We start from the raw sequence: 14,621 nt of genomic DNA, 5'->3' as shown, positions 1-14,621 counted from the left end.
AGGTGCGGGTGGCGACAGCTTCGCGATTGCGGCATTGAATGGTGCTGCATTCCGAAGCGCCGGTCCATTTTGCATCCGTTGCCACGGCGCTTGCGGCCGCATGGGCGCATGGGCGCATGTTCTGCGTTGTGCACGGCTGGCGATATCGGGCCTACCCGTGCAGCGGCCTCAAGTCCCGGGCATTTGTGACGAAAGAGCAGGTCATCTTTTCCGGATTGGTGGCCTATGCCGATATGGCAAGGCGTTGCGCCGGAAAACGGTCGCCGCTGATGTGCGCGGCCTGTTGTTTCACCTTTCCTGTATTCGGTTTTTCCGACGAGAGTGCTACGAATGAAATTTGATCAATGGAGCGTGTCCGCCAAGCTTTGGGGCACGCTGGGCGGCTTGCTGGCGATGATGCTTGCGGTATCGCTTTGGGCACAGTTTGCGGCGGCTCGCGCCATGGACCACGGCATGCAGACGCTGTCCGAGTACGAGAGTCGCATCAGCTTGGCCATTCAATGGAAGGGCGCAACGGAGACCACGGGCGAGCGGGTTCTGGCCAGCAATGCCTCCACCGATGAGGAACTGACCCGCCTGCTCGACGGCCGGGTCAAGGAAGGCTCGGCACTGATCACCAAGCTGCAGGCCGAGATCGTCAAGGGCGCCAGTGATGCCGATAAGGCGGCGCTGGAGCGCATTGCCGCCATCCGCACCGAGGTGCTGGCACTGAACAAGCGAGCGCGCGAGATCAAGTTGACCGGCGATGCAGCGGCATTCCGTGAGTTCGTCCAGCAGCAGTACCTGGGTGCCATTGGCCGCTACGTGGACTCGCTGGAAGTCTTCGTGCAGCTGCAGCGCAGCCAGCGCGATGCAGCCCGCGAGCAGGCCCAGGCCGCCCGGCAGCAGGCCAGCGTGCTGGCCTGGATCGTCCAGGGCGTGGTCCTTCTGGCGGGCCTGGCGCTGGCCTTGGTGTTGACGCGGGCCATCACCCGCCCGCTGGAACGTGCCGTGCAGCTGACGGACGCCATCGCCCAGGGCGACCTCACGGTGTCGGCCGATGACAGTCGCAAGGACGAGTTCGGCCACCTGCTGCGCTCGGTCTCGGGCATGGCGGCGCGGCTGCGCGGCCTGGTGACGGAGGTGCGTGACAGCGTGCATTCCATCTCCACCGCATCCACCGAGATTGCCGCGGGCAACCACAACCTGTCTTCGCGCACCGAGCAGACGGCGTCCAATCTGGAGGAAACGGCCGCCAGCATGGAGCAACTGACCGCCACTGTGGGTCAGGCGGCCGACACCGCGCGCCAGGCCAATCATCTGGCCGGCAGCGCCGCCCAGGCCGCCGAGCGCGGCGGCGCCGTGGTGGGCCATGTGGTGGCCAGCATGGATCGCATCGGCGACAGCGCACGCCGCATCTCCGACATCATCGGTGTCATCGACTCCATTGCCTTCCAGACCAACATCCTGGCGCTGAACGCTGCCGTGGAAGCGGCCCGCGCAGGCGAGCAGGGCCGCGGCTTTGCCGTGGTGGCCGGTGAAGTGCGGGCCCTGGCCCATCGCAGCGCCGAGGCCGCCAAGGAGATCAAGGTGCTGATCAGCACCTCGGTCGATGCCGCGCAGGAAGGCTCGGCCCAGGTGGCCCAGGCCGGACAGGTCATGGACGATATCGTGGGCAGCGTGCGCAAAGTCTCGGACATGATCGGCGAGATCACGGCATCTTCCACCGAGCAGCGCGACGGCATTGGCCAGGTCAACCAGGCAGTCAGCCAGCTGGACCAGATGACGCAGCAAAATGCGGCTCTCGTTGAGGAGTCCGCAGCGGCGGCCGCCGCCCTCAGCGACCAGGCGCAGCGCCTGTCGGGCATGGTGGCCGTGTTCAAGGTGGGCCATGCCGTGCCAGCCTTGCGTTGACCAGCACCAAGGCGCAATAACACATGCAGAAAAAAGGACCGCCCGAGGGCGGTCCTTGAAGAGAAAAGCCGGTGCCCTTGCGGGCCTGCCAGGGTAAGTCAGTGAGAGGGGAGGGAGGAGATAGTCTCCCTGGCCCGGCTGGAAAATGGTTCGTGGTGGCTGCGGATCGCTCCAGTGGCCGCCTGGACCTTGCCGCTGCGTGGTTGCATCCACATGGCTTGCGCTTGCTGCAAAGACGTGGCCAACATGATTTTGGAGAGCAGGGTTGTAGGACAGTTCCCTGTGTGATACCTGCTGTTTCCCTTGTTGTGATTGCTTGGGTACCGAAACATGCCGGCACCCATCGGGTTCACGCATCTGCACTACATTGAAGAATTTGTAACTTCTGAGCAATAGGGTTAACCCGTTGCTTCTGGCAGCAAAAAGCCCGCACTTGGCGGGCTCTGTCGCAGCTTGGTGGCCGCCAGGGGGCGGGTTGCGCCGGACCTCATATGGCGAAGGGAGTGCGGTCCTTGCCTTCGATCCAGCGGGGCTGCTTGCCACGGCCGGTCCAGGTCGCGCCCGTGGCCGGGTCGCGGTACTTGGGGACGCCGACCACGCGGAAACCGCCACCAGCCTTGGCTTTGGACGAAGGGAAGACGTCGGCCTCGGTCAATCCGTATTGGTCGATGATGGTGCGCACCTGAGCAATGGCTCCGGACTTCTCGGTCTTGAGCACTTCGGCGATCTGGGCTTCGAGATGGGCTTTCTGCTGCAGCAGTGTCTTGTAGTCGGTAGTCATGTATATCAATGGATGTTGATCTGCCAATATAAAGGAATCTTAGGAGACTTTTGGCAAAGTGAGCCTACACTGCCGCGCAACACCCGGACGACGACAGGCGTATTGCCTCGAACCTGTCTGAGAACAGATTCCCATCTTGCCCGAGTCTAGGCGAGTCGGACGCTGATTTTTGTAGCGTATGGAAACCGGGCCATCGCGTCTGCCACAGCGGCGCAAGTGCTGGGGAACAGGGCTGTGTAGCAGGCGCCGGCCACTTTGATGATGCATCGCTTCATGTTTCTCATTCCCTTGAATGACAGATGTGCCTTCTTATCGGCATTTTTGTATCAAGGTGAAACACTTTCTTGCCCGGCTCCCTGCCGGCCCCGATGGGAAGCCACTCTCGATCAATGGCAGTCCATGCAAGGAAAGAAAAGGCCGCGTGGTGCACCCCAAAAATATGAGGGAGGGAAAAACACAGGGTGCGCGGCGCAAACGGCAGGGTCCTGGAATCAAGGCGCTGGCGTTTGCGACAGAAAAATCCCGCAGCCAGGGCGGTAAGTTTCTGTGTTACAAATTGACACTATAGCACGCATCCTTCAAGCTTGTGACTGGTTCTTGCAAAAGGCTGACGACTGCAGCTCGGGCGGCGCTGCCAGCAATGCAGTGCCTGCACGAAGGGGCTAGCCAGCGGGCTTCTTCGCACGCAAGAAGCAGGCAATTACAAGGGCAAGTACGCACTCTTCGAGCTCTGGCGGCCGATGCGTCTCGGATAGGCTCGGTGGGCATTCACAGCCCTCGTTTTGCCTTCACTACGCATCATGTTTCAAACACTTCGTGCCCGCCTGATCCTCATCTGCGTAGCAATCACCGTGGCCGCGCTGTTCGCGCTGTCCATGGCCACCTTCTGGACGGCGCGCAGCAGCACGCTGTCCGATATCGACGAAAACATCGGCCAGCTCACGCGGGCCCATGCATCCACACTGACCGACTGGGTTCAGGACAAGCAGCGCATCACCGGCTCATTGAAAAAAGCGGTTGACCAGCCGGACCCCGTTCCCTTCCTGCTGGCCGGCCAGCAGGCTGGCGGCTTCGATGACGCCTATTTCGTCCATGCCGACAAACGCGCCGTGTTCACCCATCCCATGCCGGAGAACTACGACGGAACCCAGCGCGACTGGTTCAAGCAGGCTGTGCGCGAAGGCCGGCCAGGCGTGACGCCGGCCTATGTCGATGCCAGCACCGGCGAGCTGACCATCAGCTTTGTCGATCCGGTCGGCAGCTCGGGCGCCATCACGGCCGTTGTCGGCACTGATGTGCGGTTGGCCGCCATGTCCAGAAAAGTGGCCGCCATCCGTCCCCAGGAAAAAAGCTTTGCCTTTCTGATTGATGGCGAAGGCCGCCTGCTGGCCTACGCCAAGCCCGAGCTGGCGCTCAAGCCCGCTTCCGCGATTGCCCCTGAACTCGATGCCGCGCTGATCAAGCGCCTGGCCGAGCAGGGCGGCCGCGCCGATCTGGTGCTCGATGGCGAGCCGCAGATGCTCTACGCCGCCAAGGTCGAGGGCACGCCCTGGACGCTGGCCGTGGTGATCGACCGCGCACAGGCCACGCATTCGGTGCGGGCGCTGCTGCAGGTGGCCGCCCTCATCACCGTGCTGTCCGTGCTGGGCGCGGCGGTGCTGCTGACCGTGGCGCTGCGCCGCATGCTCAACCGCCTGGCCGTGGCACGCGATGCGCTGCAGGACATCGCCTCGGGCGAAGGCGATCTGACCCGCCGCCTCACCTCTGCCGGCCGCGATGAGCTGGCGCAGATCGGCCAGTCCTTCAACCAGTTCGTGGACAAGATCGCCACGGTGCTGCTGCGCATTCGCGAGTCGTCGGAATCGGTGCGCATGGCTTCGGCAGAGATTGCGGGTGGCAACCAGGACCTGTCGTCACGCACCGAGCAGCAGGCCAGCTCGCTGGAGCAGACGGCAGCCGCCATGGAGCAGATCACGGCAACCGTGCAGCAGAACGCGGCCAATGCCCGCCAGGCCAGCGAGCTGGCCACCAGCGCCTCGCAGATCGCCACCCAGGGCGGAGAAGCCGTGGGCCAGGTGGTGCAGACCATGGGCGGCATCGAGGCTTCGGCACGCAAGATCGAAAGCATCATCGGCGTGATCGACTCCATTGCCTTCCAGACCAACATCCTCGCGCTGAACGCAGCGGTGGAAGCGGCGCGCGCCGGCGAGCAGGGTCGGGGCTTTGCCGTGGTCGCCAGCGAGGTGCGCACGCTGGCGCAACGCAGCGCCACGGCGGCCAGGGAGATCAAGGCGCTGATCGATGATTCCGTGGGCCAGATCGACACGGGCAGCCGCCTGGTGCGCAATGCGGGCACCACCATCGACCAGGCCGTGGACGGCGTGCGCAAGCTCAGCACGCTGGTGGCCGAGATCAGCAACGCCAGCCAGGAGCAAAGCCGTGGCATTGCCGAGGTGGGCAGCGCCATCGGCCAGATGGACCAGGTCACGCAGCAGAACGCTGCCCTGGTGGAAGAGGTCACGGCCGCAGCGCAGTCGCTGCAGCAGCAGGCGGTGCAGCTGGCGCAGGCCGTGGCGGGCTTCAAGCTCGACGAAGGAAACGGCACCCGCCGCCTGCGCTGAGCGCTGGCAAAACGCCGAGGCGGTGCCTGGTGTCAGGCCGCTTTGGCGCCCCCGGAATGCTCGCAGGCAAAGGCCGGTGAGTCGGCCTCGCCCGGCCGCTCGCCGGCCACGAAGTAGCGGTCGCGGCCGCTGGCCTTGGCCTGGTACAGCGCGGTATCGGCCATGCGCAGCAAGGCACTCAAACCCAGCGGTGGGTAGGCCATGTTCGTGCAGCCTATGCCAATGCTCAGCGTGGGGCAGATGGCTGCGCCATCGTTCATGTCGATGCGAATTTCGCGCGTGGCCTCGCACAGCCGCTGGGCCACGGCTCTGGCCGTGACGCAGTCGGCACCGGGCAGCAGCACCGCAAACTCCTCGCCGCCCAGGCGGCCTATGAGTTCATGCGGGCGCAGCGCCTGCGACAGGCGGGCCGAGACTTCCTGCAGTACCCGGTCGCCGGCGGCATGGCCATGGCGGTCGTTGATGTGCTTGAAGTGGTCCAGGTCGAGCATCAGCATGGCGCCTGACTGGCGCTCGCGCTGCAGGCGCTCCAGCGTGCGCTGTGCGCGCTCCAGAAAGCTGGTGCGTGCCAGCAGTCCGGTCAGCGCATCGTGGTTCACTGCATGGCGCAGCTTGCTGAGCATGTCCTTGAAAGCCATGAGCGTACAGGCTACGGCCAGCGGTCCGATCGACAGCATGGCCAGACCCAGGCGGAAGGAGAACGTGGTCTCCAGCTCGGTGTTGGGCGAGCTGAACAACACATGGGAAAACGTGGCCAGCTTGATGGCACAGCTGACCAGGTTGAGCAGGGCGACCACGAACAGCCGATAGCGCATGGCGCACAGCAGCATGGCCGGCATGGTGAGCGACAGCGCGCCTGGTCCGCCCAGGTAGATGGCAATGGATTCGGAAATCGCCAGGGCAAGCAGCGGCAGCAAGGCCTGCGCCGTTTGTTTGAATGGCTGGCTGCGCCAGGACAGCGGCTCCAGCTTTGCCGGAAGGCTCAGCAGCACAGGCAGCAACAGGGTCATGTGCATCAACTCGCTGCTGAACCACATGGCCATCATGGGCTGCCAGGGCCAATGCATGAGATGGTGCATGCCCGCCGAGCCCAGCACGGCTCCGACCACGCTCACCAGCAGGCTGCACATCACCAGATGCAGCACCGAGGAAGGGGAGCGCATCTGCTGAACCCGCTGCGGCAGGCGCCGCATCATCACCCAGCCGCAGGCCACGGCGGCCAGGTCGGCAAAGGTCAGCCACAGGGTCTGGTCCAGCGGACTGCCAGAAAGCCATTCGGCCAGCGCCATGGCAACGGCGGCAGCCGTCCAGCCGTGTTTATGGCTGTAGGCAGGGCTGCGAAGCATCCAGCCCAGGAGCAGGGCGTTGGACAGCCACAGGGACGACAGATGCTCCGGAGAGCGCAGGCCCAGCGCCACGGCCGAGCACAGGAACAGCACCCCGCCCAGCACAAAGCTGTCCCGCCAGGGCGTTGCAACTTGTGGAAGGCTCCACGGATCTCCGGATGCGGCGCGATGTGACATATGTCTCCCCTGTGGAGACCGAATGGAGGCACCGGACTCTGCGCGCGTTCGTCGGGCATGGCGGCCATGCCTTTGTCATGGTGGTGAACGAGCGGCCCGGCGGGCAGCGGGAACAGGAAATCCTCCTCGGGGCAAATCAAACAAGACGCGCGGGGTAACTTGAGTACACAAAATTTACGCCTGCGGGGCCAATCTAGCGGAAATGCATGTATTTGCAAGTACTGATCCATCTTGCATACAGCAGCTATGAAAGCGTTTCGCAGGCGCCGCTAAGCCCGATCAGCACTGCCGCAAGTGGCAGCGGTGCGCCTGGAGCAGCTTTTGTGAAGGAAAGATGGGATGCATGCTAAGGATTCATGCGGTTCCGTAGTCAGGTCCCTGCGTGGTCCCTGCTTCGTGTCGCGCCAGGAATTTGTAATTAGTTACTTTTGTTTCTAATGAATATCCCAAGAGCTGGTGGTGCCAGTTGGGGCGGCTGCCGTTCGGCGAGGGTTGGAGAGGCATTCCAGCCACCGCGGTGCCAGGAAAAGTGCAGCTCCTATCGATAGAACGACGATGCGCAACGCATAAAATCGCCGGATTGGGGGAGATCTCTGCCGAAGTGTTGAACCACATCCGGGCAGCCTCCATGGGTGCTTGCCGTTGAAATCCAGGGAACCGCATGGAATACCGTCTTGATGAAACCGACCGCCAGCTGCTGCGTCTGCTGCAGACCAATGCGCGGGCTTCCACCGCTCATCTGGCTCGGCAGATGAATCTGGCGCGCACCACGGTGGTGGCGCGCATTGCCAGGCTGGAGCAAGAGGGCGTGATCGCCGGCTACGGCGTGCGCCTGGGCGCACGCGTGGAGCAGTCTGCCGTGCGGGCGTATTGCGGCATCCGCGTGCAGCCCAAGACTGCGACGTTGGTCATGCAGGCGCTCAACCGCTTCACCGAGGTCGAGGAGGTCTCTGCCGTCAGCGGCCAGTACGACTACATGGTGTTCGTGCGCTGCGAGAGCAATGAAAAGCTCGATGCGCTGCTGGACCGCATCGGCCTGATCGACGGCATTCAGCAGACCTACACCTCGGTGGTGCTCAGCCGCAAGATCGACCGGCGCACGACGGCGGCCCTGAGCCAGCCGGGCGAATCCGCTGCTTGACGGGCGCGCTGCAGCCCTTGCAACCCCTGTCGGGTCTCTGACATCTGCTAGTGAAACTGCCGGGTAGGCAGTCCCTTGCGGCCCTCCTATGCTGTTGTGGGCCCCCGTACCAACAGGGGCCTTTCTTTGTGTACGCATAACACCAGGAGACAAAGCATGTACCCAGCGGTTCGCAGTGGATGGAAGCCCCTGTCATTGATTTGCCTGGCCGCCTTGGCGGCCTGCGGCGGATCGGGCGACGGCTCCAGCAGCAAGTACAGCGCGGAGATCCGCCGCACGGAAATGGGCATTCCGCACATCAAGGCCAAGGACTGGACGGGCCTGGGCTATGGCGCCGGCTATGCCCAGGCGCAGGACAACCTGTGCACCATGGCCGACTCCTTCCTGACGTACCGCGGGGAGCGCTCGCGCTACCTTGGCGGCGATGCCCAGGCCGTCTACGACAGCACCATCGACCGGCCGCGCAATCTCGACTCGGACTTCTTCTTCCGCCATGTCGTCTCCGATGACGCCGTGGCCGCCATGATCCAGGCCCAGCCGGACAAGCTCAAGCAACTGGTCGATGGCTTCGTGGCCGGCTACAACCGCGTGGTGCGCGAGACCCCGGCCGGGGCCAAGACCAATGCGGCCTGCGCGGGCCAGCCTTGGGTGCAGGCCATCACCGCGCAGGACATCTGGCGGCGCATGTACACGGCCAATCTGGCCGGCGGCTACAGCAACTTCGTGGCCCAGATCGCCAATGCCGTGCCGCCTGCAGCGGCTGCGGCAGCAACGGCCTCGGCCAGGCTGGCGAAGGCCCTGCCGGCCGCGACGCAGCTGGCCGCGCTCAAGCCGGGGCAGGTGGTGGCGCCATCATTGCAGGTGGGCGGCACCACGGGCATCGGCAGCAACATGTACGGCTTTGGCCAGCAGGCCACGGGCGGCGGCAGCAGCGTGCTGTTCGGCAATCCGCACTGGTACTGGAAGGGGCCGGACCGCTTCTATCAATCGCAGCTCACGATTCCCGGCGAGATCGATGTCAGTGGCGCAAGCTTTCTGGGCATCCCGATGGTGCTGATCGGCTTCAACAACGACGTGGCCTGGAGCCACACCGTATCCACGGCGCGGCGCTTCGGCCTGTTCATGTACCAGCTGGCGCCCAATGACCCGACCCGCTATGTGCGTGACGGCAAGACCGAGGCCATGCAGGCCAGCAAGATCACCGTGAGCGTGCGCAATGCCTCCGGCGGGCAGGACCAGGTCACGCGCACGCTGTACAAGACCGTGCACGGCCCGGTGGTCAACCTGGGCGCCATGGACCCGGCGCTGGGCTGGACCACGCAGAGCGTGTTCGCCATCCGCGACATCAACGCCTACAACTACCGCACCTTCCGCAACTGGCTGCGCTGGAACCAGGCCAGGTCGCTGGACGAGTTCATCCGCATCCAGAAGGAGGAGTCGGCCATTCCCTGGGTCAACACCGTGGCCGCAGGGCGCGGCAACGCACAGGTCTGGTATGCCGACATCGGCGCCGTGCCCAACGTGCCGCCCGCGCAACTGCAGGCCTGTGCCACGCCCGCCTCGGCCGCCATCAACGCGGCGCTGCCCCAGGTGCCGGTGCTGGCCGGTGGCAGCAGCCAGTGCGACTGGAGTTCGGATGCGGATTCGGTGCAGGCGGGTGCCATCGGCCCCGCGCGTATGCCCAATTTGCTGCGCAGCGACTACGTGGGCAACATGAATGACAGCTACTGGCTGTCCAATGCCTCGGCGCCGCTGACCGGCTATCCGGCCATCTTCGGATCCACTTCGTCGGCCCAGAGCCTGCGCACGCGCATGGGCCACACCATGGCGCTGCAGCGGCTGGCGGGCACGGACGGCTATCCGGGCAAGCTGGCCACCAGCGACATCGTTCGCCAGATGGTGCTGGACAGCCGTGTCTACAGCGCGCGCTTCAAGGACGAGGCATTGGCCCAGGTCTGTCCAGGCCCTGTGTCCACGGCTGGTGAAACGGTGGACGTGTCGGCTGCCTGCACGGCGCTGCAGGCCTGGGACGGCACGGGCACGGCGGCATCCAGGGGTTCCCATGTCTGGGACGAGTTCTGGAAGCGCGTGGCCAGCCAGATCAAATCGGCCGACCTGTATGCCGTGCCCTTCGATGCGGCCGACCCCGTCAACACGCCGCGTGGCATCAAGCCCACGGCCAAGGCGGCGCTGCAAAAGGCATTTGCAGAAGGCGTGAAGGCCGTGCAGGCCAGCGGCTTTGCCATGGATGCGGCGCGCGGCACCGTGCTGTTCTCGCAGCGCGGCGGCGAGAAGATCGCGCTGTATGGCGGCTGCGGCGAGGTGGGTTACTTCACCATCACCTGCTCGGAAAACAAGATAGAGCAGGGCGGCTACAGCATGGACGGGCAGCCGCACGGCAACAGCTACATGCAGGTGGTGAGCTTCCCGTCGGCCGGTGTGGAGGCCCATACCTTCCTGACCTTCTCGCTGTCGGACGACCCGGCCTCGGCCCACTACGTGGACTACACCAAGGCCTACGGCGCGCGCCAATGGCTCAAGCTGCCGTTCACCGACAGCGCCATCCAGGCCAGCCCGGCCTACAAGACGCAGACCGTGAGCGAGTGAAGCCACCTGAAACCCGGTGACGGGCCGCCGGTTCGCTGGCGGCTCGCCGGGAGTGCAATAAGCAACGGGGGCCGAGGCCCCCGTTGCTTTTGGAATGCGCTGGCCGTCAGTCCACGATGACGCGCGGCTCGCCCGCCTCCATGCGGCCGACGATGGCGGCACTGCCAAAGCCCTGCTCGGCAAACAGTGCAAGCACCTGATCGGCAACATCCGGCGCGCAGGACACGAGCAGGCCGCCCGAGGTCTGCGGATCGGTCAGCAGCGCGCGCTGCGCATCGGTGATGCCGGCGCCCAGCGCAACCTGCGCGCCATACGAGGCCCAGTTGCGGCCCGAGGCGCCCGTGATGACGCCCTGCTCGGCAAAGCCCTGCACCGTGGGCAGCACGGGCAGGCTGCGGCTGTCGATGCGTGCCGTCAGGCCCGCGCCGCGTGCCAGTTCCAGGCCATGGCCCAGCAGGCCGAAGCCCGTCACATCGGTCAGCGCGTGCACGCCGTCCATCTTGCCCAGCGCCGTGCCGGGGCGGTTGAGCAGGGTGGTTGCTTCCACCATGGCGCGGTAGCCGGTCTCGTCCAGCAGGTTCTTCTTGAGTGCGGCCGACAGAATGCCCACGCCCAGCGGCTTGCCCAGGATCAGCACGTCGCCGGCCCGGGCGTCGGCATTGCGCTTCATCTGGCGGGGGTTGACGATGCCTATGCCGACCAGGCCGTAGATGGGCTCGACCGAGTCGATGGAGTGGCCCCCGGCCAGCGGAATGCCGGCATCGCGGCAGACCGATTCGCCACCTTCCAGGATCTTGGCAATGGTGTCGTGCGGCAGCACATTGATGGGCATGCCCACGATGGCCAGGGCCATCAGGGGCTGGCCGCCCATGGCGTAGATGTCGGACAGCGCATTCGTCGCGGCGATGCGGCCGAAGTCATACGGGTCGTCCACGATGGGCATGAAGAAGTCCGTGGTCGCCACGATGGCCTGCTCGTCGTTGATGCGGTAGACGGCGGCGTCGTCGGCGGTCTCCGTGCCCACCAGCAGGTCCGGGAAGAAGTGCTTGGGCAGCGCGCTCTTGCCGATCAGCTCCGCCAGCAGGCCCGGTGCGATCTTGCAGCCGCAGCCGCCGCCATGGGACAGCGAGGTGAGTCGGGGGGCTTGGGAGGTGTCTGTGGTCATGGAGCAATCCGGCGATCGGCGGCGATCGCAGTAGTGGGAAAGAGTGCCTGCCGCCAGCGCGGCGGCGCGCCATATTATGGGCGGGCACGGCGGGCGGCCATGGTACAAGCGGGCATGTCCAAGTCTTTCACTCATGACCGCGCATCCGTGGAATGCGATCCCGAGACGGTGGTGGGCGTGGAGCAGCGCGGCTTCAACGCCTGGCCGGCCCAGCGCACCGTGCTCTGCGGCCACTGGCTGCTGCGCGCTGCGCAGGGCCATACCAAGCGCGCCAACTCGGCCAATGCCCAGCAGCCCGGCGCCCGCCTTGGCGCCTTGCTGCCGCAGATCGAGGCCTTCTACGAGCGCCAGGGCCTGCCTGCCATCTTTCGTCTCTCGCCTCTGGCAAGTCCCGAGGCGGATGCACAGCTGGCGCAGGCAGGCTACCTGCTGGCCGACCCTTCCCTGGTGATGCGTGCCGCATTGACGGACATGGCGCCGCCAGCGAACGACCAGGGTTGGACCCTTGCCATTCAAGCTCGGCCTGGCACGGCCTGGCTGCAGGGCTTTGCCGAGGCCGGCGCCGTGCCGGAGCAGCACAGGCAGGCGCACCACCATATGCTGCAGTCCATTGCCTGGCCCGCCGCATTTGCTTCGCTGCAAGTGGGCGGTGGAGCGGGCGGCGAGGTGGCCGGGTTTGGCCTGGCCGTCGTGGAGCGCGGCTGCGTGGGCCTGTATGACATCGTCATCACGCCTGCGCTGCGCGGCCAGGGACTGGGCCGGGCGCTGGTGCATGGCCTGATGCACTGGGGGCAGACGCAGGGAGCGCAATGGGCCGAACTGCAGGTGCGTGCGCCCAACATGGTGGCGCGCGGGCTGTATGAAAGCCTGGGCTTTCAGGCACTCTACGGCTATCACTACCGGCTGCCTGCCTCTGCGCTTTGATGTGTTGCCGCATTGGCCCATCACGGGCGCCCCGGCGTGACAGTCCCGGCGGCCCGATGGGGTCGATATGTGAAAAAATGCTTCAGTGCGCCAGCGTGGCGCAATGCATGGATATTCCGTTCAAGGAGCCTTGGTTGGCAGCTCGCACACATCGCATACATCAAACACACCGCAGGTGGGGCATGGATTGCAGGATCAAAGGCCTGTCTGCCGGGGCCTGGCTGGTCGTGGGCCTGCTGGCCCTGCAGGCCGGGCTGGTGGGGCAGGCACATGCGGAGCCGGCGGCCGATGAGCATGAGCTGGGGGTGACCCGCACCGTCGTAGGCATCCTGGGCTACACGCGCTGGCCCACGGAAAGCCCCGTGCTGCGGCTGTGCGTGGTGGGCTCCACCGAATATGCCGACGACCTGCTCAATGGCGCCCCGCAGACCGTGGGCAGCCAGCGGCTGGAAGTGCGGCGCGTGGTGCCCGTCGACGCGCGCGCCCTGGTCGAATGCGAGGGCATTTATGCCGGCCAGCTCGATGAGGCGGCCTGGCGCAAGCTCATGGAGCAGCTGGCCGGGCGGCCGCTGCTGACCATCAGCGAGCGGGGCGAGCTGTGCCGCATCGGCGCCATGTTCTGCCTGCGCCGCCGTGGCGAGGGCGCGGGCTTCGAGGTCAGCCTCGACTCCGTGGCCCGTAGCGGCCTGCGTGTCAATCCCAAGGTGCTGCAACTGGCGCGCCACAGGACCTTGCCATGAAGTTGTCCCTGTCCGGCAATGCCTCCCTGCGCAACGTGATCCGCCGCGCGCACCTGCGCATGGCGGCGGTGGCCATCGCGCTGGCGGGGGCGCTGCTGCTCATCGTCGGCGTGGCCACCCTGCGCCTGTACCTGTCCAACAACCTGCATCTGGTGGCCCGTTCGCTGGCCTATACGGTCGAGGCATCGCTGGTCTTCGGTGACCGTGACGAGGCCGCCCGCGTGCTGGACCAGCTGCTGCGTGGCGAAGGCGTGGCCCACGCCGAGGTCTTCGATGCCGAGGGCCGCCCGTTCGTGCGGTGGTCGGGCCATGGTGGCTCGGCGCTGTCCAGCATCGGGGAGCTGCTGGCCGTGGGCATTGGCCTGCCGCGCGCCGAGGCCGATGTGCGCCAGGACGGCAGGCTGGTAGGCAGTGTGCAGCTGGCCAGCGATGGCGTGGGCCTGGTCCGCTTCCTGGGCGCAGGTTTCATCGTGCTGGTGCTGTGCGTGGGTGTCAGCGGCTATGTGGGCCTGCGCCAGTCGCGCCGCATGCTGCGCGACATTGCCGAGCCGCTGCAGCAGCTGGCGCGCGTGGCCCGGGCCGTGCGCCATGACCGATCCATGGACCAGCGCGTGCCGCTGGCGCGCATTGCCGAGCTGCGCGAGTTGGGCGACAACTTCAACGCACTGCTGGCCGAGCTGCAGACGCGCCATGAGCGGCTGCAGCAGCAAAATTCGGCCCTGGAGCGGCAGGCTTCTCGCGACAGCCTCACTGGGCTGGCCAACCGGCTGCATTTCGAGCAGCGACTGCAGCAGGCGTTGGACAGCGCGGCGGAGAGCGGGCAGAAGCTGGCCGTGCTGTTTCTGGACAACGACCGCTTCAAGCAGGTCAACGATGCCTACGGCCATGCCGTGGGCGATGTGCTGCTCAAGGCGGTGGGTGCCCGGCTGCGCTCGCAGGTGCGCGAGACCGATCTGGTCGCCCGCCTGGGTGGCGACGAATTCGCCATCCTGCTCTATCCCATCGGCGGCGGTGGCGATGCGCAGATGGTGCAGGACAAGATAGAGGCCGCCATGCGCGAGCCCCTGGTCGTTGGCGACGGCGTGGTGCTGCAGCCTTCGGTCAGCGCGGGCGTCGCCCTTTTTCCCAAGCATGGCCAGAGCATGGAGACGCTGATGCGCCATGCAGACCAGGCCATGTACCAGGCCAAGGCCATGCGCCAGGCCGAACGAATCACAGGAGGATGA

Annotated in this window: 11 protein-coding genes; 8 read left to right on the top strand and 3 right to left on the bottom strand. The window is 65.7% G+C overall.

The window, feature by feature from the left end:
• Window positions 1–38: 38 nt before the first annotated feature.
• The gene (locus LGR64_RS12830) at window positions 39–341 is read left to right on the top strand and encodes a hypothetical protein (protein WP_141836078.1); all 303 of its coding nucleotides are present in this window, start codon (window positions 39–41) and stop codon (window positions 339–341) included.
• Window positions 331–1,893 carry a methyl-accepting chemotaxis protein gene (locus LGR64_RS12825; RefSeq protein ID WP_065345697.1) on the top strand — a complete coding sequence of 521 codons (1,563 nt, stop codon included), beginning with the start codon at window positions 331–333 and terminating at the stop codon, window positions 1,891–1,893. The genes LGR64_RS12830 and LGR64_RS12825 overlap by 11 nt, the downstream gene beginning before the upstream one ends.
• 487 nt (window positions 1,894–2,380) lie before the next feature.
• Here the strand turns inward: LGR64_RS12825 and LGR64_RS12820 are convergent, their stop codons facing one another.
• A complete protein-coding gene (locus LGR64_RS12820; protein WP_012205312.1) occupies window positions 2,381–2,674 on the bottom strand; it encodes an H-NS histone family protein in 294 nt (97 codons plus the stop codon).
• Between the two features lie 800 nt (window positions 2,675–3,474).
• Here LGR64_RS12820 and LGR64_RS12815 point away from each other — a divergent pair.
• On the top strand, window positions 3,475–5,295 hold the full coding sequence (locus tag LGR64_RS12815; protein ID WP_141836081.1) for a methyl-accepting chemotaxis protein: 1,821 nt from the start codon (window positions 3,475–3,477) through the stop codon (window positions 5,293–5,295).
• 32 nt (window positions 5,296–5,327) lie between these two features.
• On the opposite strand, the gene LGR64_RS12810 is transcribed toward LGR64_RS12815, so the two are convergent.
• Entirely contained in the window at window positions 5,328–6,818 is a 1,491-nt protein-coding gene (locus LGR64_RS12810) for a GGDEF domain-containing protein (protein ID WP_141836083.1), read from the bottom strand.
• A gap of 661 nt (window positions 6,819–7,479) precedes the next feature.
• Between LGR64_RS12810 and LGR64_RS12805 the strand changes: the two genes are divergently transcribed.
• The gene (locus LGR64_RS12805; RefSeq protein ID WP_012205315.1) at window positions 7,480–7,959 is read left to right on the top strand and encodes an Lrp/AsnC family transcriptional regulator; all 480 of its coding nucleotides are present in this window, start codon (window positions 7,480–7,482) and stop codon (window positions 7,957–7,959) included.
• A gap of 156 nt (window positions 7,960–8,115) precedes the next feature.
• Window positions 8,116–10,566: a penicillin acylase family protein gene (locus LGR64_RS12800; protein WP_141836086.1), complete on the top strand. Its 2,451-nt coding sequence runs from the start codon at window positions 8,116–8,118 to the stop codon at window positions 10,564–10,566.
• Between the two features lie 106 nt (window positions 10,567–10,672).
• Here the strand turns inward: LGR64_RS12800 and selD are convergent, their stop codons facing one another.
• Window positions 10,673–11,731 (bottom strand): selenide, water dikinase SelD, encoded by a 1,059-nt coding sequence (gene selD / locus LGR64_RS12795; RefSeq protein WP_141836089.1) that lies wholly within the window; start codon window positions 11,729–11,731, stop codon window positions 10,673–10,675.
• 99 nt (window positions 11,732–11,830) lie between these two features.
• Here selD and LGR64_RS12790 point away from each other — a divergent pair, with 99 nt between their 5' ends.
• The 3 genes from LGR64_RS12790 to LGR64_RS12780 all read left to right on the top strand — a co-directional run bounded on the left by LGR64_RS12790 (window position 11,831) and on the right by LGR64_RS12780 (window position 14,621).
• A complete protein-coding gene (locus LGR64_RS12790; protein WP_141836092.1) occupies window positions 11,831–12,655 on the top strand; it encodes a GNAT family N-acetyltransferase in 825 nt (274 codons plus the stop codon).
• A gap of 182 nt (window positions 12,656–12,837) precedes the next feature.
• Complete coding sequence (locus LGR64_RS12785) at window positions 12,838–13,395, top strand: YfiR family protein (RefSeq protein ID WP_043820934.1); 558 nt, start codon at window positions 12,838–12,840, stop codon at window positions 13,393–13,395.
• Window positions 13,392–14,621 (top strand): sensor domain-containing diguanylate cyclase, encoded by a 1,230-nt coding sequence (locus LGR64_RS12780; RefSeq protein WP_013802667.1) that lies wholly within the window; start codon window positions 13,392–13,394, stop codon window positions 14,619–14,621. The genes LGR64_RS12785 and LGR64_RS12780 overlap by 4 nt, the downstream gene beginning before the upstream one ends.

The organism is Delftia sp. Lp-1 (assembly GCF_020523835.1).
In the GTDB taxonomy this organism is placed as follows: domain Bacteria; phylum Pseudomonadota; class Gammaproteobacteria; order Burkholderiales; family Burkholderiaceae_C; genus Comamonas; species Comamonas acidovorans.
Note: the sequence above shows the minus strand (reverse complement) of the source record. Positions and strands in the feature narration are given on the sequence as shown.

What these genes read in the sequence shown, in the direction of transcription:
- LGR64_RS12830 (WP_141836078.1), top strand. Translation starts at nt 39, where the DNA reads ATGGTGCTGCATTCCGAAGCGCCGGTCCATTTTGCATCCGTTGCCACG.
- LGR64_RS12825 (WP_065345697.1), top strand. Translation starts at nt 331, where the DNA reads ATGAAATTTGATCAATGGAGCGTGTCCGCCAAGCTTTGGGGCACGCTG.
- LGR64_RS12820 (WP_012205312.1), bottom strand. Translation starts at nt 2,674, where the DNA reads ATGACTACCGACTACAAGACACTGCTGCAGCAGAAAGCCCATCTCGAA.
- LGR64_RS12815 (WP_141836081.1), top strand. Translation starts at nt 3,475, where the DNA reads ATGTTTCAAACACTTCGTGCCCGCCTGATCCTCATCTGCGTAGCAATC.
- LGR64_RS12810 (WP_141836083.1), bottom strand. Translation starts at nt 6,818, where the DNA reads ATGTCACATCGCGCCGCATCCGGAGATCCGTGGAGCCTTCCACAAGTT.
- LGR64_RS12805 (WP_012205315.1), top strand. Translation starts at nt 7,480, where the DNA reads ATGGAATACCGTCTTGATGAAACCGACCGCCAGCTGCTGCGTCTGCTG.
- LGR64_RS12800 (WP_141836086.1), top strand. Translation starts at nt 8,116, where the DNA reads ATGTACCCAGCGGTTCGCAGTGGATGGAAGCCCCTGTCATTGATTTGC.
- selD (WP_141836089.1), bottom strand. Translation starts at nt 11,731, where the DNA reads ATGACCACAGACACCTCCCAAGCCCCCCGACTCACCTCGCTGTCCCAT.
- LGR64_RS12790 (WP_141836092.1), top strand. Translation starts at nt 11,831, where the DNA reads ATGGTACAAGCGGGCATGTCCAAGTCTTTCACTCATGACCGCGCATCC.
- LGR64_RS12785 (WP_043820934.1), top strand. Translation starts at nt 12,838, where the DNA reads ATGGATTGCAGGATCAAAGGCCTGTCTGCCGGGGCCTGGCTGGTCGTG.
- LGR64_RS12780 (WP_013802667.1), top strand. Translation starts at nt 13,392, where the DNA reads ATGAAGTTGTCCCTGTCCGGCAATGCCTCCCTGCGCAACGTGATCCGC.